We start from the raw sequence: 17,268 nt of genomic DNA, 5'->3' as shown, positions 1-17,268 counted from the left end.
TTGTTGTGTAACCGGATATACTGCGCCGATAAATACATAACCCAAACGACGCCATGCAAAAGAAATCGATTTACGTTGCCTACACGGGCGGGACCATCGGGATGCAGCGCTCTGAGCAGGGCTACATTCCGGTTTCTGGCCACCTCCAGCGCCAGCTGGCGCTGATGCCTGAGTTTCATCGCCCGGAAATGCCGGATTTCACCATCCATGAATACGCCCCGCTGATGGATTCTTCCGATATGACGCCGGATGACTGGCAGCATATCGCGGAAGATATTCAGGCTCATTATGATGAATACGATGGTTTCGTGATCCTGCACGGCACCGACACGATGGCGTTCACCGCCTCGGCGCTGTCGTTTATGCTGGAAAACCTCGGCAAGCCGGTCATTGTGACAGGGTCACAAATCCCGCTGGCGGAGTTACGTTCCGACGGGCAAATCAATTTGCTGAATGCGTTGTACGTGGCGGCTAATTACCCGATTAACGAAGTGACGCTGTTCTTCAACAATCGTCTGTATCGCGGCAACCGCACCACCAAAGCCCATGCCGATGGCTTCGATGCGTTTGCTTCACCGAACCTGCCACCGCTGCTGGAAGCGGGGATCCACATTCGCCGTTTGGGCACACCGCCAGCACCCCACGGAACCGGTGAGCTGATCGTGCACCGCATTACCCCCCAGCCGATTGGCGTAGTGACCATTTATCCAGGCATTTCCTCCGATGTGGTGCGCAACTTCCTGCTCCAGCCGGTAAAAGCATTGATTTTGCGCTCTTACGGTGTCGGTAATGCCCCTCAGAATGGGCAGTTCCTGAAAGAACTGGCTGAAGCCAGTAACCGCGGCATCGTAGTCATCAACCTCACCCAGTGCATGTCTGGCAAGGTCAATATGGGCGGCTATGCCACCGGTAACGCCCTCGCCCATGCGGGCGTGGTGAGCGGCTTTGATATGACCGTGGAAGCAACGTTGACCAAACTACACTATCTGTTAACGCAGGGGCTGGATGTCGATGCGGTGCGTACCGCGATGCAGCAAAACCTGCGTGGCGAACTGACGCCAGACGAGTAAGGAGCAACAATGAACGCAAGAGCCCTGTTACTGGTTGATATCCAGAATGATTTTTGTGCCGGTGGCGCCCTCGCGGTCCCGGAGGGTGACAGCACGGTAGACGTGGCGAATGCTATGATCCACTGGTGTGTGGTTCGCGGTGAAGCGGTTGTCGCAAGCCAGGACTGGCACCCAGCCGATCATGGCAGTTTTGCCCGTCAGCAAGGCGTGAAGCCCTACTCGCAAGGCATGCTTGACGGCTTACCGCAAACCTTCTGGCCCGATCACTGTGTACAGAACAGCATCGGCGCACAGTTGCACCCAATGCTCAACAGTGAGTTTATCGACCTGGTGTTTCCAAAAGGCGAAGCGGTCAATATCGACAGCTACAGTGCCTTCTTTGATAACGGGCATCGCCAGAAAACCGGCCTCGACGAGTGGCTGAAAGCGCACAACGTGTCCGAACTTATCGTGATGGGTTTGGCGACAGATTACTGTGTGAAGTTCACCGTGCTGGATGCGTTAAAACTCGGTTACGAAGTCAATGTGATTACCGATGGCTGTCGCGGCGTAAACCTAAATCCGCAAGATAGCGTTGAGGCATTTATGGAGATGGCCGCTGAGGGTGCAACGCTCTATACCTTCGACGACTGGCAGGAAACGCAGGGCTGACGTTGACTCAGGCTTATTGCCCGGTAGCACTTATGCTGACCGGGTCGGCAAAATCCATGCATTTTCAATGCGTGGGCGCTTTCTGACCAAAAACGCTACTGCATTTTCAACGTCGCAATCGGTTTTGGCACGATGCCGAAATCTTCTTTCAGTTGCTGTTTACTTTTCATCACCATCTGCCCTTTCGTGTCGATGGTCATGTGCTGCGCCTCTGTGTTGTAGCGTGCTTGCCACAGCATAACCAGTTGCAGGCAATTCTCTTTCTGTTCCGGCGTTAACGCGACGCCGTCCGGCCATTTTCCCAGTTCTACGGCTGTCGCCAGACGCTGGTAAACATCCTCTGTCATGCCGTCGATAATTTGTTCGATTTCCACGATCCGGTCCACTCCTCAGGAATAATTTGCTGAATCGTTTCTTCAGCCTTTCGTCTGGTCGCCATTTTGCTCATCGGTGAAGCTCAAGGAAGCCGAGTTCACACAATAACGCTCACCTGTGGGTTGTGGTCCATCCGGGAACACGTGACCGAGATGTGCATCACAATTTCCGCAGCGGATTTCCGTGCGCTGCATACCGTGGGAGTAATCGTTGAGGTATTTAATGGCCGTGTCGCTTACCGGTTCATAAAAACTCGGCCAGCCACAACCAGAATCAAACTTGCTTTCAGCGGTAAACAGCGGGGTATCACACACCAGACAATGGTAGATGCCGTCGCGCTTGTTATGCAGTAGACGCCCGGTGAATGGCGGTTCCGTGCCATGCTTTTGCGTCACGTAGAACTGCATTTCGCTGAGAGAGCCTTGCAGCTCTTCGGGGGAAGGTTTCTTGGTCATTGGCTCAAATCTCACTGTATTTAGGGACCACTTCTGCCACGATTCTAACAAAACATTAACAATGAAGTGCTAACTTTTGTTCTAAACTTATTCGTTGCGAAAGGGCAGCCAGGTAATTGTGACGCAAATCACATTTTTATCTCTTATGGCCTTTAAAATTCCCGGCGCAGCCCCCATATGGAAATCGGGCAAAAGGATGAGTGAGACATTCAGTCGTGCAAAGGTTGTGCATAGGATTGATTTGTCGCAATGATTGACACGATTCCGCTTGACGCTGCGTAAGGTTTTTGTAATTTTACAGGCAACCTTTTATTCACTAATAAATAGCTGGTGGAATATATGACTATCAAAGTAGGTATCAACGGTTTTGGCCGTATCGGCCGTATTGTTTTCCGTGCTGCTCAGGAACGTTCTGACATCGAGATCGTTGCAATCAACGACCTGTTAGACGCTGAATACATGGCTTACATGCTGAAATACGACTCAACCCACGGTCGTTTCAACGGTACTGTAGAAGTCAAAGACGGCCACCTGGTTGTTAACGGCAAAACTATCCGTGTTACCGCAGAACGTGACCCGGCTAACCTGAAGTGGAACGAAGTTAACGTTGACGTTGTTGCTGAAGCAACCGGTCTGTTCCTGACCGACGAAACTGCTCGTAAACACATCACCGCTGGCGCTAAGAAAGTGGTTCTGACTGGTCCTTCTAAAGACAAGACTCCAATGTTTGTTAAAGGCGCCAACTTCGAAAAATATGCTGGCCAGGATATCGTTTCTAACGCATCTTGCACCACCAACTGCCTGGCTCCGCTGGCGAAAGTTATCAACGACAACTTCGGTATCATCGAAGGTCTGATGACCACCGTTCACGCGACCACCGCGACTCAGAAAACCGTTGATGGCCCGTCTCACAAAGACTGGCGCGGCGGCCGCGGCGCAGCTCAGAACATCATCCCATCTTCTACCGGTGCTGCTAAAGCAGTAGGCGTTGTACTGCCAGAGCTGAACGGTAAAATCACCGGTATGGCGTTCCGCGTTCCTACTCCAAACGTATCCGTTGTTGACCTGACCGTTCGTCTGGAAAAAGCAGCGTCTTACGAAGAAATCAAGAAAGCAATCAAAGCGGCTTCTGAAGGCGCAATGAAAGGCGTTCTGGGTTACACCGAAGACGACGTTGTTTCTACCGATTTCAACGGCGAAATCTGCACTTCCGTGTTTGATGCTAAAGCCGGTATCGCACTGAACGACAACTTCGTGAAACTGGTTTCCTGGTACGACAACGAAACCGGTTACTCTAACAAAGTTCTTGACCTGATCGCTCACATCTCCAAATAAGTTGAGATGAGAAACTGATCAATAAAGGCGACTTCGGTCGCCTTTTTTTATAGCTCTACATGTACGGCTCACCTTTAGGATTGCACCATGATTAACAAAATTTTTGCTCTCCCGGTAGTTGAACAACTTACTCCTGTACTTTCCCGCTGTCAGCTTGACGACCTTGAACTGATTGTTGTCGATCATCCACAGGCTAAAGCCTCCTTTGCACTCCAGGGCGCTCACCTGCTCTCGTGGAAGCCTGCAGGCGAAGAGGAAGTTCTGTGGCTCAGCAACAACACCGCATTTAAAAACGGCGTCGCCCTTCGCGGTGGCGTACCGATTTGCTGGCCATGGTTTGGTCCGGCGGAACAGCAGGGTCTGCCAGCGCACGGCTTTGCTCGTAATCTTCCATGGACGTTAAAAGCGCATAACGAAGATGACAACGGCGTGGTTCTCACTTTCGAACTGCAAAACAATGAAGAAACGCAGAAATTGTGGCCGCATGACTTCACGCTGTACGCGCGTTTCAAAATCGGCAAAACCTGCGAAATTGAACTGGAAGCCCACGGCGAATTCGAAACCACTTCTGCCCTGCACACCTACTTTAGCGTCGGTGAGATCAGCGCGGTGAAAGTGAGCGGCTTTGGCGATCGTTATATCGATAAAGTGAAAAACGCAGAAGTTGGCGCGCTGACCGACGGCGTGCAGACCTTCCCGGATCGCACTGACCGTGTATACCTGAATGCGGAAGCCTGCAGCGTGATCCACGACGGTGCATTAAATCGCAATATCGACGTCGTTCACGGTCATCACAGCAACGTGGTTGGCTGGAACCCTGGCCCTGCACTGTCTGTCAGCATGGGTGATATGCCTGACGACGGTTACAAAACCTTCGTATGTGTGGAAACCGCTTGCGTGACAACACCGCAGATAGCGTCGGAAGAAAAACCGTCTCGCCTCTCGCAATCGATTCGCGTAGCGAAACGCTAAAATATTTCCGCACCAACAAAATGCAAAACAGGGCGTTTCCGCCCTGTTTTGTTGCACACTTTGCACTCTCATAGTGCGTTATCAGAAACTGTAAGTTATCCCGGTAGACAGTAAACCGGTCCAGTTTTTATCAACCATCGGGCTGTCGGTGATTTCATCGGACAAGCGCGAATAACGCCCCACGCCGTACACGCTCCAGTCATCGTTCAGCTTATAGTTAACCGACAATTCTACATACGGGTTCCAGCCGTCTTCGGGATCGTAGCTGCGCAGGCCACTTTTCCGCGATTCGTTTTTGGAAACACCATAGTAGTATTCGTTCTGGTTATCACTGTTCCACTGCATACCAATCCCCGGCGTCACGGTCAGGTTCCCCGCGTTATAGCGATAAAGCCATGCCATATCCCAGGTGATCCCGTTGCTCTTGTCGAGCGTGTCGCCTGCAAGCGTGGTGCGCAGGAAACCGTACTGCGTAAAGTGCATATACGACAGGCCGGCCATCATCGTTGACTGGCGACGATCAAGCTTACGCAACTGGTTGTTGTCGCTGTCGCCCGGTTTGAAATACATCGGCGACCAGTAAGCAGTGATGGAGAGCTTATCGGCAGTGTCATTCCACAGGTAGTACCCTGCCCCCAGACCATGGAACCAGAAGTTATCGCTTTCAAAATCAATGGCAGGCACAGGGTAAACATCACTGCTGTACTGTTTGTACGGATGCCCTACCACGCCTACACCAGCGCCCAGCGTAAGTTTGCTGTCGGCTGCATGTGCAACGGTGGCTGCTGTTGCGAAAAGCAGACCCGTTGTCAAAAATGTGATTGTCTTCACGTTGCATATCCCTTTAAAAATACAAGCGGCTAAAGTTTACGCGCCCGCTCCGTTTACCTCAATTTTTTTACTTTCACTTACACAAATTAACCGACCAAACTGCCACCTTGTGATGACACTCCGCTTACCAACAGATGACAGCGCAATGAAGCCCTGAATTTTCTTCGCCTTTAAGTCGCGGTATTTTTTGATGAGTTATTGATATGTCATTGAAATTGACTTTTGACTCCATGCAAGTTTTCCAAATGCCATCTACGCTTAAATTCAGAAGGTGTAATTGCGGGGCACGTTATGTATTCAGCGCCACCAACCTGGCATAAGGGTTGCTGGAGATTGAGCGAGCGTCGTTCAGCTTACCGCTTTCAGGAGCCTCTATTATTCATACGAACGGCTCTTTTCCTGTGCTAAAAAACGAAAGGACGGCATGCCATGAATATATTCGATCACTATCGCCAGCGTTATGAGGCTGCCAAGGACGAAGAGTTCACACTGCAGGAATTTCTTACCGTTTGTCGGCAAGATCGCAGTGCTTATGCCAATGCGGCAGAACGTCTACTGATGGCTATTGGTGAGCCTGTGATGGTAGATACTGCCCATGAGCCACGGCTATCCCGTCTGTTTTCGAATCGGGTGGTTGCACGCTACCCGGCGTTTGAAGAGTTTTACGGTATGGAAGACGCCATCGAACAGATCGTCGCCTACCTGAAACATGCTGCTCAAGGTCTGGAAGAGAAGAAACAGATCCTCTATTTGCTCGGCCCTGTCGGTGGCGGTAAATCTTCACTGGCTGAACGGCTTAAAGCGTTGATGCAACGCGTTCCGATTTACGTGCTCAGCGCCAACGGCGAACGCAGCCCGGTCAACGATCACCCGCTGTGCCTGTTCAATCCGCAGGAAGATGCCCAAATTCTTGAGAAAGAGTATGGCGTCCCGAACCGTTATCTCGGCACCATTATGTCGCCGTGGGCAGCAAAACGGCTGAACGAGTTTGGCGGCGACATCACCAAATTCCGCGTCGTCAAAGTCTGGCCGTCGATTCTGGCGCAGATTGCGATTGCCAAAACGGAACCTGGCGACGAAAACAACCAGGATATCTCGGCTCTGGTCGGTAAAGTCGACATTCGCAAACTGGAAAACCATGCGCAGAACGATCCGGATGCATACGGCTATTCCGGCGCGCTGTGCCGTGCCAACCAGGGCGTGATGGAGTTCGTCGAGATGTTTAAAGCACCGATTAAAGTGCTGCATCCACTGCTGACCGCCACGCAAGAAGGGAACTACAACGGCACCGAGGGGATCTCCGCCCTGCCGTTCAACGGCATTATTCTGGCGCACTCCAACGAATCAGAATGGGTGACGTTCCGTAACAACAAGAATAATGAGGCGTTCCTTGACCGTGTTTACATCGTCAAAGTACCTTATTGCCTGCGGATCTCTGAAGAGATCAAAATCTACGAGAAACTGCTTAACCACAGTGAGTTGACCCACGCGCCGTGTGCTCCTGGCACCCTTGAAACGCTGGCTCGCTTCTCGATTCTGTCACGCCTGAAAGAGCCTGAAAACTCAAGCATCTACTCGAAAATGCGCGTGTATGACGGTGAAAGCCTGAAAGACACCGACCCGAAAGCGAAATCCTATCAGGAGTATCGCGACTATTCGGGCGTAGACGAAGGGATGAACGGGCTGTCGACACGCTTTGCGTTCAAAATTCTCTCCCGCGTGTTCAACTTCGATCATGTCGAAGTGGCCGCCAACCCGGTGCATTTATTCTACGTGCTGGAGCAGCAGATTGAACGTGAGCAGTTCCCGCAGGAGCAGTCCGAACGTTATCTCGAATTCCTGAAAGGCTATCTGATCCCGAAATACGCCGAGTTCATCGGCAAAGAGATTCAGACTGCGTATCTCGAATCCTACTCCGAATACGGACAGAACATTTTCGACCGTTACGTCACGTATGCGGACTTCTGGATCCAGGATCAGGAGTATCGCGACCCGGACACTGGTCAGCTGTTTGACCGCGAATCCCTGAATGCGGAACTGGAAAAAATTGAGAAGCCTGCCGGGATCAGTAATCCGAAAGACTTCCGTAACGAAATCGTCAATTTCGTGCTGCGTGCCAGAGCGAATTACAGCGGGCATAACCCGAACTGGACCAGTTACGAAAAACTGCGCACGGTCATTGAGAAAAAAATGTTCTCCAATACCGAAGAGCTGTTGCCGGTGATTTCGTTCAACGCCAAAACGTCAACCGACGAGCAGAAAAAACACGATGATTTTGTCGATCGCATGATGGAGAAAGGCTATACCCGCAAACAGGTTCGCCTGCTTTGTGAGTGGTATCTGCGCGTGCGTAAATCGTCCTGATATCGGAAATAGCCCGGCGGCGCTTCGCTTGCCGGGCCTACAAAAACAGCTATATGTAGGCCGGATAAGCCCAGCGCCATCCGGCATTTTCGGAACACCGCAAGGTTGGCAAATGCAGTACGGGAGGGGCATATGACCTGGTTCATAGACCGACGCCTGAACGGTAAGAATAAAAGCGCGGTGAATCGCCAGCGCTTTTTGCGCCGCTATAAGGCGCAGATAAAACAGTCGATCTCCGAGGCCATTAACAAACGCTCGGTGACAGATATTAACAGCGGTGAGTCGGTTTCCATTCCAACGGACGATATCAGCGAACCGATGTTCCATCAGGGTCGCGGCGGCCAGCGCCATCGTGTGCACCCTGGTAACGATCATTTTGTGCAGAACGACCGCATTGAACGCCCGCAAGGCGGCGGGGGTGGTGGTGGCAGCGGTCAAGGCCAGGCAAGCCCGGATGGTGAAGGTCAGGATGAGTTCGTGTTTCAGATCTCAAAGGACGAATATCTCGATTTGCTTTTTGAGGATTTGGCTCTGCCTAATCTGAAGAAAAATCAGCATCGTCAGCTCACAGAATACAAAACACACCGCGCCGGCTATACCGCTAACGGCGTGCCCGCCAATATCAGCGTGGTGCGCTCTTTGCAGAATTCGCTGGCGCGACGCACCGCAATGACCGCAGGGAAACGCCGCGAACTGCGTGAGCTGGAAGTGAGCCTTGATACCGTCGCCAAAAGCGAGCCAGCGCAGTTGCTGGAAGAAGAACGTCTGCGTAAGGAAATTGCTGAACTGCGCGCCAAGATTGAACGCGTGCCGTTTATCGATACCTTTGACCTGCGTTATAAGAACTACGAGAAACGCCCGGAACCTTCAAGTCAGGCGGTGATGTTCTGCCTGATGGATGTCTCCGGCTCGATGGATCAAGCCACCAAAGACATGGCAAAACGCTTTTATATCCTGCTGTATCTGTTCCTCAGCCGGACCTATAAAAACGTCGACGTGGTGTATATTCGCCATCATACGCAGGCTAAAGAAGTCGATGAGCATGAGTTCTTCTATTCACAGGAAACCGGCGGCACCATTGTTTCCAGCGCCTTAAAGCTGATGGATGAAGTGGTAAAAGAACGCTACGACCCTGCGCAGTGGAATATCTATGCGGCTCAGGCGTCGGATGGTGACAACTGGGCCGATGATTCACCGCTGTGCCATGAGATCCTGTCGAAGAAAATTCTGCCGGTAGTGCGTTACTACAGCTATATCGAAATCACCCGTCGGGCGCACCAAACCCTGTGGCGTGAATATGAGCATCTGCAATCGGTATTTGAGAACTTTGCGATGCAGCATATCCGCGATCAGGATGATATTTACCCGGTATTCAGAGAGCTGTTCCACAAGCAAGGCACCACCACCAGCTAATCCTCCGTCAGCCAGGTATGTTTATCTGGCTGACTCATCCCATGACTTGCCCCGCCGTATCGCAAAGACTATGCTGATTTCCCGTTTCTTTTGATGGAGTCACTATGTCTGAACTACCTTCCCGCGACGTTCACCAGCATTTGCTGAACGTGCTGAATCAACAGCAGGCCCGCTTTCGTGTGATGGAACATGCTGCTATTGGCAAGTGCGAAGCGGTGTCAGAAATTCGCGGCACGGCGCTGGGACAAGGAGCAAAAGCATTGGTGTGCAAAGTGAAAGGCAACGGCGTAAAACAACACGTGCTGGCGATTCTGGCGGCCGATCAGCAGGCTGACTTGTCACTGTTGGCATCGCATATCGGTGGACTTAAAGCCTCGCTGGCAAGCCCTGCCGAAGTGGATGAACTCACCGCCTGTGTGTTCGGCGCGATCCCGCCGTTCAGTTTCCACCCTTCGCTGAAATTAATTGCCGATCCGCTATTGTTTGAACGGTTCGATGAAATCGCGTTTAACGCAGGGCTGCTGGAAAAATCCATCGTGATGGATACACAGGATTATTTGCGTATTGCTCAGCCGGAATTGGTGACGTTTCGTCGCGAGCAGCATGCCGAATAGTCGAAGGTGCTAGTGGTATCTTTCCAGCAACAGGACAGATGCCACCAGAACCGCGCCCACCGACAAGAATGAGAACAGCATAATGAGTGCTTCAATAAACAGTGGATCATGCATGTTTTATCCTCCGGCTGTTTTTCTGTTTATAGCGACGCTTGATGACAACCGCATGACATTTTAAAGATAACTTCTGTTTGATATTTTCAACACTGACACGATTCACTTAAAGTGATATTCACCACCCTACCTTTTCCGATCATTAAATATTAGAAAACGATAACTGTTACCGGTATCACGGAAAAGAGTTTCCATAACTCCGAAGCCAAATCTCGCAATTGTTAACTTTAAAGACCTGGTTAACCATCACTGTCATAGCATTCACAACTAAAAACCTTACACTGGCAGGGTGAATACATGACCGAGATAATATCCCGTAAAGAAAAAATCAGTTATGGGCTGGGCGATATGGCCAGCCATATTGGTCTGGATAACGTCATCATCTTTCTGACCTTTTATTATACCGATGTCGTTGGCTTACCTGCCGCCTTCGTGGGCACCATGTTCCTGCTGGCGCGTACCGCCGATGCCATTATCGATCCCGCAATGGGCTATCTGGCTGATCGCACCCGCACCCGCTGGGGGAAATTTCGCCCGTGGATGCTGTGGTTAGCGCTACCCTTTGGAGCCAGTTGCCTCTTGACTTATGCGGTGCCGGAATCCCTGGATCTGCACGGGAAAATGATTTTCGCCACCATCAGTTACACGGTCATGATGCTGATGTACACGGCAATTAATATTCCCTACTGCTCAATGGGTGCGGTCATTACCCCCGATAACAATGAGCGTATTTCTCTGCAATCTTATCGCTTCTTTCTCGCCACTTTGGGCGGAGCATTATCCACCTTCTTTATGATGCCTTTAGCTGAGTTTCTTGGTGGGGACGATAAATTATTAGGCTATCGTTGGGCAATGGGAATAATGGCAACCGTGGCCGTCGTCATGTTCTGGTTCTGTTTCGCTAACACCCGTGAACGTATTAACGCCCCCGCTACGCATAATAATTACCTTGCTGAATTACGGGATTTATTACGCAACGACCAATGGCGTGTGGTCGCGATACTGGTGTTAACCAATATTGGTTTTGGGGTTATTCGCCTCGGTGCGATGATGTATTTCGTCACCTATTACCTGGGCAGCGCCAGCTATTTTATGTGGATGCTCGGGGCTCACATTCTCGGTAAAGCGGCAGGCAGCGCGCTGGCAAAACGTCTGACGCACAATTACAGCAAAGTGCAAATGTTCGGCTACTGCGCTGTGCTTGCGGGCGTGCTCAGCATCGCCCTGTTCTTCGCGCCTAAATCGGTGTTTATTCTGGTGCCACTCACTTTTGTTATCTCCACACTTTATCAAGCCACCACCACGTTGATGTGGGTGATGATGGCAGACGTGGCAGATTACGCCGAATGGAAACAGGGCAAACGCATGGACGGTGTGATTTTCTCAACCTTCCTCGCGGTGCTGAAATTGGGGATGGCAATCAGCGGTGCCATTGTTGGTTGGACGCTTGGCTTTAGCGGCTACATCGCCAATGCCCCAGAGCAAACCTCTACTGCCATGTACTGCATCATCGCCCTCTTTACCGCAGTCCCAGGCCTGTTGTCACTCGCCGCCTTCGCCACCCTGCGCTGGTACAAACTCGACGACAGCACGATGAAATCCATCAATCTCGCCCGACACAGCCTTCCGTAAAAGGACATTTTTACCATGAGTGAACTCTTGCAGCATCCGAACAGCATTGAGTGGCGTTTTGAACGCCAGATCCTGCGCATTGAACCCTGGGGCAAAAACAGCCTTCGCGTTCGTGCCACCTGTGAACCCGCCTTTAGTGAGAATCTCCAGGCGCTGCTGACCCCTGACATGTGTGACGCAGAGATAATCGCCAGTGCAGAGAGCCTGAGTCTGCGTAACGGTAATATTACCGCCACGCTGAATTTGAAAGGCCAGTTGGCGTTTTATAATCAGCACGGAGAACTGTTGCTGGAAGAGATGTGGCGTCAGCGTTCGACCGTCGGTATTGGCGCCAGCGAAAAAAGTCAGGATAAATACGTCAGCGCCCTGAAACTGGATGGTCGTGAATTTAAACCGCTGATAGGCGGAAAATATCAGCTAACAGTCCGCTTTGAATCACGCCCCGATGAAAAAATTTACGGCATGGGCCAATATCAACAACCCTGGCTTGATCTTAAGGGCTGTACACTGGAACTGGCGCAGCGCAACTCGCAGGCTAGCGTACCGTTTATGCAGTCGAATCTGGGCTACGGCGTGTTGTGGAACAATCCGGCCATTGGCGAAGTCAGCTTCGCCAAAAACCAGACCGAATGGTGTGCTCGCGTAACCGGCGAAATGGACTACTGGATCACCGCCGGTAGCAGCATTACGGAGATCACTCGCCAGTACGCCAAAGCTACCGGAACACCGCCACCGGCTCCTGAGTTCATCAGCGGTTTGTGGCAGTGTAAATTACGCTATCGCACTCAGCAGGAAGTGATGGAGGTCGCTCGCGAATATCGCCGCCGCAACCTTCCACTCTCAGTGATGGTGATCGATTTCTTCCACTGGCCAAATCAGGGAACCTGGTGTTTCGACCCCGTAGATTGGCCCGACCCGAAAGCGATGGTTGATGAACTTAGCGACCTGGGCATCAAGCTGATGGTTTCGGTCTGGCCTACCGTGGAAGCACGTAGCCCACTCTATCCGCAGATGAAAGCCAAAGGTTGGCTGGTCAGCAGCGAACGCGGTGTCCAGGTTAATCTGGACTTCATGGGCAACACGACCTTCTTCGATGCCACACATCCTCAGGCTCGCCAATTTGTCTGGGAAACCGTGAAGAAAAATTACTACGATTTCGGTATTAAACTCTTCTGGCTGGATGAAGCAGAACCGGAATATCGCGCCTACGATTTTGACAATTATCGCTATCACGCAGGCCCGGTATTAGAAGTTGGCAATCGCTATCCGCGTGATTTTGCGCAGGGCTTTTACGACGGTTTGCAGGCTAACGGTGAGACAGACATCGTGAACCTGGTTCGCTGCTCGTGGGCGGGCAGCCAGCGTTACGGGGTGCTGGCCTGGTCTGGCGACGTGCACTCTTCCTTCCATGCGTTTCGCAACCAGATTGCTGCCGGGCTGAACATGGGGCTGGCGGGCATTCCATGGTGGACTACCGACATTGGCGGCTTCCAGGGCGGAAACGTCAACGACCCGCAATTTCACGAGCTGCTGATCCGTTGGTTCCAGTGGGCGGTATTCTGCCCGGTGCTGCGGATGCATGGTTACCGCGAACCGCAGATCCAACCGCCTGAAAGCTACCGAAATGGCATTCCACAGTGTAACAGCGGTTCACCGAATGAGCTTTGGAGCTACGGTGAGGCCAATTTCGGCATCATGCAGCACTGGCTGACAGTACGTGAAAAGCTGCGCCCGTACATAGATGCGCTGTATGACAATGCCCATCAGCACGGCGACCCGCTGATGCGTCCTCTATTCTGGCACTATCCGCAAGATAAGCAGAGCTGGGAAATCGAAGATCAATATCTGTTTGGCGAAGATTTGCTGATTGCGCCGGTATTACATGCCGGACAGCGGCAACGCGAGGTTTGGTTACCTGCTGGTACAAACTGGATTGCACTGAATGGCGAGCGTTATCGCGGCGGTGAATCAATAACCGTCGACGCCCCGCTGGAGAGTATTCCGGTCTTCATCCGTGAAAACAGCGACCTGGTCACCACGCTGCTGAACTGACGTTCGGGCAGTAGCCCAAAAAAATGCCATTTGTTGATAAAAGCCTGTTTACTCGCGTATTTATGCGTAAAGTAAGCAGGCTTACTTTTTTCTACTTCTGGCAAGGATACCCATGTTTGACACCACCCTTTTGATTTTGTTAGGGCTGGCGGCGCTCGGTTTTATCAGCCATAACACCACCGTCGCGGTTTCGATTCTGGTGCTGATTATCGTGCGCGTCACGCCGCTCAATACCTTCTTTCCCTGGATTGAAAAACAGGGGCTGAGCATTGGCATAATTGTACTGACGATTGGCGTGATGGCGCCTATCGCTAGTGGCACGCTGCCCCCCTCCACGCTGTTGCACTCTTTCGTTAACTGGAAGTCGTTAGTGGCGATTGCGGTCGGCGTGTTTGTCTCGTGGCTCGGCGGGAAAGGCGTTCAGTTAATGGGCACTCAACCCCAAATAGTGGCTGGCCTGTTGGTCGGCACCGTACTCGGCGTCGCCCTGTTTCGCGGCGTGCCGGTGGGGCCGCTTATTGCCGCAGGTATCGTGTCGCTGTTTATTGGGAAGGGGTAGTCAGGCCGCTGAGATAACGTCCCGGTGTTTGGCCCAGTCCTTTGCGGAACATGTTGATGAACGCCGTGGTGGAGTCATAACCTAGCGCATGCGCGGCCTGTTGTACGCTGTGACCTCTGATCAGCAACTGCAGCGCGAGAATAAGCTGTAACTGATGTCGCCAGCGACGAAAACTGAGGCCCGTTTCTTTCACCACCAACCGCGCCAGATTACGTTCGCTCATGGCGAAGTGGTCGGCCCACTGACCTAGTGTCTGCCAGACAGCCGGTTCAGCGGCCATGGTATCGACCATCATACGAATTTTCGGATGGGCCGAGACCGGTAATTGCAATTGCTGCTGTGGCTGTTGCGGCAGCTCATCGAAAAGTACCTGAACCAGTCGTTGCAACGCTAAAGATGTTCCCTGCCCTTTCTTTCTCACGGCCAACGTCAGGATCAGTTCGCGCACCAGCGGGGAGATTTTCAACGTACAACAGTGCTCAGGCATCGCCGCCGCACCTGGTTCGATAAACAGAAAGCAGAGCCGTGCACCCGGCGTAGCGCGATTGCTGTGCGGCACCCTTCCGGGGATCCACACCGCATATTGCGGTGGCACCATCCACATCGCGTTCTCGACTTCACAGGTTATCGCCCCATGAAGTGCCAGAATCAGTTGCCCTTTCCGATGCCGATGCTGCGGAATAAACTGCTCGTCTTCCAGCACCTGAACGCGAAAGGCCACGGCCGATTCTGACTGGCTATCGGGTTCATACCCGGCAAGACCCAGACCTGTCGTCATTTATTTTGTCTTATTTGAGAGATTATTTGTCATTGTAGCTTGATTTCATCATCGCGAAAAACCGCTATCCTGTGCACTCCTGAGAATGACTGAGAACATCATGAGTACAGTTACCCTGACTTCCCGCCGACAGAGCCTATTGTTAATTGCCGGGATCCTGCTTATCGCCACCTCGTTACGCGTGACGTTCACCGGGGCAGCCCCGCTGCTCGATAGTATTCGCGCCGACTTTGGCCTCTCTACCGCCCAAACCGGCATGTTAACCACGCTGCCGCTGCTGGCCTTTGGGCTGTTTTCCCCTCTGGCGGCAGGCATCGCACGCCGTTTCGGTATGGAGCGCAGTCTGCTTGGCGCATTGCTGCTGATATGTACTGGCATCGCCGTTCGTTCTATACCGTCAGCCACGTTCTTGTTCGTCGGCACGGCAATTATTGGCTGCGGTATTGCGATGGGTAACGTACTGCTCCCGGGGCTTATCAAACGTGATTTTGCCGGGCATGTCGCCAAAATGATTGGCGCTTATTCTCTGACTATGGGTGCGGCGGCGGCATTGGGATCTGCCTTAGTCGTGCCGATTGCCATGAGCGGCGCGGGCTGGCATGGTGCACTGCTGGCACTAATGGCTTTCCCATTGCTGGGCCTGATTGTCTGGTTACCCCAACTGCGCAATCATACGCCGGGAACCGTCACAACGGCGCGCAGCCTGCACAGCAGAGGTATCTGGCGTTCATCGCTGGCCTGGCAGGTGACGCTGTTCCTTGGGATCAACTCACTGGTGTATTACGTCATCATCGGCTGGTTGCCGGCAATTCTCATCAGCCACGGCTACAGCGAAGCGCAAGCCGGTTCATTGCATGGCTTATTGCAGTTGGCGACTGCCGCACCGGGTCTGCTGATCCCACTGGTACTGCACAAACTGAAAGATCAGCGCGGGATTGCAATTGGCGTGGCGTTGATGTGTGCCGTCAGCGCCCTCGGTTATTGGCTACTGCCGCAGCAGGCGGTGCTGTGGACGCTGATTTTCGGCTTTGGTTCGGGTGCGACGATGATTTTGGGCCTGACGTTTATCGGTTTGCGTGCAGGTTCTGCTCATCAGGCGGCAGCGCTGTCAGGGATGGCGCAATCCGTGGGTTATTTGCTGGCTGCTTGTGGGCCGCCAGTGATGGGGAAAATTCATGACGCCAGCGGCGACTGGCACATTCCGCTGATCGCGGTGGCCATTATCTCGCTGATTATGGCGGTGTTTGGTGGTCTTGCCGGACGCGATCGGGAAATCAGCGGATAATAACCCAATGCCCGGCAAGCGTTCTCGCTGCCGGGTTTTTGTCAGTTCGCAGCCGCGTGCAGGAAAGCATAAACCAACGGTGCCGGACGTCCTTCCAGTGCATTGCGTTCATGCTGGAACAACGTTCCGACAAAGAAAGGATGGGTGATCAGTTCTACCGCACGGATTTCGCCCTCTTCATCCCAACCGGTGACACGCAACGCCCCTTCTTCAAGCTGCGCGGCAAACTCCGGTGAAATGCCATAGTTGCAGTGATAGCCCTCTTCAATGCTCATCCGGCCATACGCTTTCGCAATCAGCGTGTTTGCGCGCAATTCAATCACATCTGATTTTTCCACCAGCGAACAACTCAGCGGCGCAATCACCATGCGTCCTTCGGTGTCTGTTTCTGCGTGCGCAGCATCGCTCCAGCCTAATACGTTGCGCGCATATTCGATGATGGCGTGCTGAAATCCGCCGCAAGTACCGAGGAAAGGAATGCTGTTTTCACGCGCGTAGCGGATGGCAATGAACGCCCCTTCGGCATTTTTATATGGGCTTGCGGGAACCAGCCAGATAGCGTCGTAGCCCACCAAATCGTCAGCGCTGGTAATATCGCTTGTGGCAACCCAATCGTAATCGGCAGTCAGGTCCTGAACGGCGGCGGCATCATCAATCGCCAGAGGAATTGCCTTATGCGCGGTGACCTCAGGATTGAAATCGCCAACCAGTGCAATACGCAGAGTTTTATTATTCGAAGAGAGTTCCATGCAGGGATCCTTATGCTGT

General features: G+C 52.4%; 17 protein-coding genes. 11 read left to right on the top strand and 6 right to left on the bottom strand.

Annotated elements, in window-relative coordinates; translation table 11 throughout:
- Positions 1-53 precede the first annotated feature (53 nt).
- Positions 54-1,070 carry an asparaginase gene (gene ansA / locus VH187_RS14115; RefSeq protein WP_329702084.1) on the top strand — a complete coding sequence of 339 codons (1,017 nt, stop codon included), beginning with the start codon at positions 54-56 and terminating at the stop codon, positions 1,068-1,070.
- 9 nt (positions 1,071-1,079) lie between these two features.
- The gene (pncA, locus tag VH187_RS14110) at positions 1,080-1,721 is read left to right on the top strand and encodes a bifunctional nicotinamidase/pyrazinamidase (protein ID WP_329702083.1); all 642 of its coding nucleotides are present in this window, start codon (positions 1,080-1,082) and stop codon (positions 1,719-1,721) included.
- Between the two features lie 95 nt (positions 1,722-1,816).
- Here the strand turns inward: pncA and VH187_RS14105 are convergent, their stop codons facing one another.
- Positions 1,817-2,095, bottom strand: coding sequence for a YeaC family protein (locus VH187_RS14105; protein WP_329702082.1), 279 nt, complete (start codon positions 2,093-2,095; stop codon positions 1,817-1,819).
- A 42-nt stretch (positions 2,096-2,137) separates the two neighbouring features.
- Positions 2,138-2,551, bottom strand: a complete 414-nt coding sequence (gene msrB, locus VH187_RS14100; protein ID WP_329702081.1) for a peptide-methionine (R)-S-oxide reductase MsrB — start codon at positions 2,549-2,551, stop codon at positions 2,138-2,140.
- A 339-nt stretch (positions 2,552-2,890) separates the two neighbouring features.
- Between msrB and gapA the strand changes: the two genes are divergently transcribed.
- Both gapA and VH187_RS14090 read left to right on the top strand, forming a co-directional pair.
- Positions 2,891-3,886, top strand: a complete 996-nt coding sequence (gapA, locus tag VH187_RS14095) for a glyceraldehyde-3-phosphate dehydrogenase (RefSeq protein WP_329702080.1) — start codon at positions 2,891-2,893, stop codon at positions 3,884-3,886.
- 87 nt (positions 3,887-3,973) lie between these two features.
- Positions 3,974-4,858 carry a D-hexose-6-phosphate mutarotase gene (locus tag VH187_RS14090; protein ID WP_329702079.1) on the top strand — a complete coding sequence of 295 codons (885 nt, stop codon included), beginning with the start codon at positions 3,974-3,976 and terminating at the stop codon, positions 4,856-4,858.
- A gap of 81 nt (positions 4,859-4,939) precedes the next feature.
- Here VH187_RS14090 and VH187_RS14085 read toward each other — a convergent pair whose 3' ends face one another.
- The gene (locus VH187_RS14085) at positions 4,940-5,689 is read right to left on the bottom strand and encodes a MipA/OmpV family protein (protein WP_329702078.1); all 750 of its coding nucleotides are present in this window, start codon (positions 5,687-5,689) and stop codon (positions 4,940-4,942) included.
- Between the two features lie 429 nt (positions 5,690-6,118).
- Here VH187_RS14085 and yeaG point away from each other — a divergent pair, with 429 nt between their 5' ends.
- From yeaG to VH187_RS14070, 3 genes are all read left to right on the top strand, one after another.
- Positions 6,119-8,053: a protein kinase YeaG gene (gene yeaG, locus VH187_RS14080; protein ID WP_329702077.1), complete on the top strand. Its 1,935-nt coding sequence runs from the start codon at positions 6,119-6,121 to the stop codon at positions 8,051-8,053.
- Positions 8,054-8,185: 132 nt separating this feature from the next.
- Positions 8,186-9,466: a YeaH/YhbH family protein gene (locus VH187_RS14075; RefSeq protein WP_329702076.1), complete on the top strand. Its 1,281-nt coding sequence runs from the start codon at positions 8,186-8,188 to the stop codon at positions 9,464-9,466.
- A 104-nt stretch (positions 9,467-9,570) separates the two neighbouring features.
- Positions 9,571-10,080, top strand: coding sequence for a YbaK/prolyl-tRNA synthetase associated domain-containing protein (locus VH187_RS14070; protein ID WP_329702075.1), 510 nt, complete (start codon positions 9,571-9,573; stop codon positions 10,078-10,080).
- A gap of 9 nt (positions 10,081-10,089) precedes the next feature.
- Here the strand turns inward: VH187_RS14070 and yoaI are convergent, their stop codons facing one another.
- Complete coding sequence (gene yoaI, locus VH187_RS14065) at positions 10,090-10,194, bottom strand: small membrane protein YoaI (protein WP_329702074.1); 105 nt, start codon at positions 10,192-10,194, stop codon at positions 10,090-10,092.
- Between the two features lie 297 nt (positions 10,195-10,491).
- Here yoaI and VH187_RS14060 point away from each other — a divergent pair, with 297 nt between their 5' ends.
- The 3 genes from VH187_RS14060 (at position 10,492) to VH187_RS14050 (ending at position 14,437) form a co-directional block, all read left to right on the top strand.
- Complete coding sequence (locus tag VH187_RS14060) at positions 10,492-11,826, top strand: glycoside-pentoside-hexuronide (GPH):cation symporter (protein ID WP_329702073.1); 1,335 nt, start codon at positions 10,492-10,494, stop codon at positions 11,824-11,826.
- 15 nt (positions 11,827-11,841) lie between these two features.
- Positions 11,842-13,878, top strand: a complete 2,037-nt coding sequence (locus VH187_RS14055; protein ID WP_329702072.1) for a glycoside hydrolase family 31 protein — start codon at positions 11,842-11,844, stop codon at positions 13,876-13,878.
- A 112-nt stretch (positions 13,879-13,990) separates the two neighbouring features.
- Positions 13,991-14,437: a DUF441 domain-containing protein gene (locus VH187_RS14050; RefSeq protein ID WP_329702071.1), complete on the top strand. Its 447-nt coding sequence runs from the start codon at positions 13,991-13,993 to the stop codon at positions 14,435-14,437.
- On the opposite strand, the gene VH187_RS14045 is transcribed toward VH187_RS14050, so the two are convergent.
- The gene (locus VH187_RS14045) at positions 14,421-15,215 is read right to left on the bottom strand and encodes an AraC family transcriptional regulator (RefSeq protein WP_329702070.1); all 795 of its coding nucleotides are present in this window, start codon (positions 15,213-15,215) and stop codon (positions 14,421-14,423) included. The two genes, VH187_RS14050 and VH187_RS14045, sit on opposite strands and share 17 nt — an antisense overlap.
- Positions 15,216-15,315: 100 nt before the next feature.
- Here VH187_RS14045 and VH187_RS14040 point away from each other — a divergent pair, with 100 nt between their 5' ends.
- The gene (locus VH187_RS14040) at positions 15,316-16,500 is read left to right on the top strand and encodes a CynX/NimT family MFS transporter (protein ID WP_329702069.1); all 1,185 of its coding nucleotides are present in this window, start codon (positions 15,316-15,318) and stop codon (positions 16,498-16,500) included.
- A 41-nt stretch (positions 16,501-16,541) separates the two neighbouring features.
- Here VH187_RS14040 and VH187_RS14035 read toward each other — a convergent pair whose 3' ends face one another.
- Positions 16,542-17,249, bottom strand: coding sequence for a CTP synthase C-terminal region-related (seleno)protein (locus VH187_RS14035; RefSeq protein WP_329702068.1), 708 nt, complete (start codon positions 17,247-17,249; stop codon positions 16,542-16,544).
- Positions 17,250-17,268 lie beyond the last annotated feature (19 nt).

The sequence above is a fragment of the Scandinavium sp. genome, assembly GCF_036271055.1.
Classification (GTDB): domain Bacteria; phylum Pseudomonadota; class Gammaproteobacteria; order Enterobacterales; family Enterobacteriaceae; genus Scandinavium.
The sequence above is the reverse complement of the archived record's forward strand: the minus strand, read 5'-3'. Positions and strand labels throughout refer to the sequence as shown.

Excerpts from the sequence above, each read along its gene's own strand:
- gapA (WP_329702080.1), top strand. The coding sequence starts at position 2,891 with ATGACTATCAAAGTAGGTATCAACGGTTTTGGCCGTATCGGCCGTATT.
- ansA (WP_329702084.1), top strand. The coding sequence starts at position 54 with ATGCAAAAGAAATCGATTTACGTTGCCTACACGGGCGGGACCATCGGG.
- VH187_RS14090 (WP_329702079.1), top strand. The coding sequence starts at position 3,974 with ATGATTAACAAAATTTTTGCTCTCCCGGTAGTTGAACAACTTACTCCT.
- msrB (WP_329702081.1), bottom strand. The coding sequence starts at position 2,551 with ATGACCAAGAAACCTTCCCCCGAAGAGCTGCAAGGCTCTCTCAGCGAA.
- pncA (WP_329702083.1), top strand. The coding sequence starts at position 1,080 with ATGAACGCAAGAGCCCTGTTACTGGTTGATATCCAGAATGATTTTTGT.
- yoaI (WP_329702074.1), bottom strand. The coding sequence starts at position 10,194 with ATGCATGATCCACTGTTTATTGAAGCACTCATTATGCTGTTCTCATTC.
- VH187_RS14035 (WP_329702068.1), bottom strand. The coding sequence starts at position 17,249 with ATGGAACTCTCTTCGAATAATAAAACTCTGCGTATTGCACTGGTTGGC.
- VH187_RS14050 (WP_329702071.1), top strand. The coding sequence starts at position 13,991 with ATGTTTGACACCACCCTTTTGATTTTGTTAGGGCTGGCGGCGCTCGGT.
- VH187_RS14040 (WP_329702069.1), top strand. The coding sequence starts at position 15,316 with ATGAGTACAGTTACCCTGACTTCCCGCCGACAGAGCCTATTGTTAATT.
- VH187_RS14045 (WP_329702070.1), bottom strand. The coding sequence starts at position 15,215 with ATGACGACAGGTCTGGGTCTTGCCGGGTATGAACCCGATAGCCAGTCA.
- VH187_RS14075 (WP_329702076.1), top strand. The coding sequence starts at position 8,186 with ATGACCTGGTTCATAGACCGACGCCTGAACGGTAAGAATAAAAGCGCG.
- VH187_RS14060 (WP_329702073.1), top strand. The coding sequence starts at position 10,492 with ATGACCGAGATAATATCCCGTAAAGAAAAAATCAGTTATGGGCTGGGC.
- VH187_RS14055 (WP_329702072.1), top strand. The coding sequence starts at position 11,842 with ATGAGTGAACTCTTGCAGCATCCGAACAGCATTGAGTGGCGTTTTGAA.
- VH187_RS14070 (WP_329702075.1), top strand. The coding sequence starts at position 9,571 with ATGTCTGAACTACCTTCCCGCGACGTTCACCAGCATTTGCTGAACGTG.
- yeaG (WP_329702077.1), top strand. The coding sequence starts at position 6,119 with ATGAATATATTCGATCACTATCGCCAGCGTTATGAGGCTGCCAAGGAC.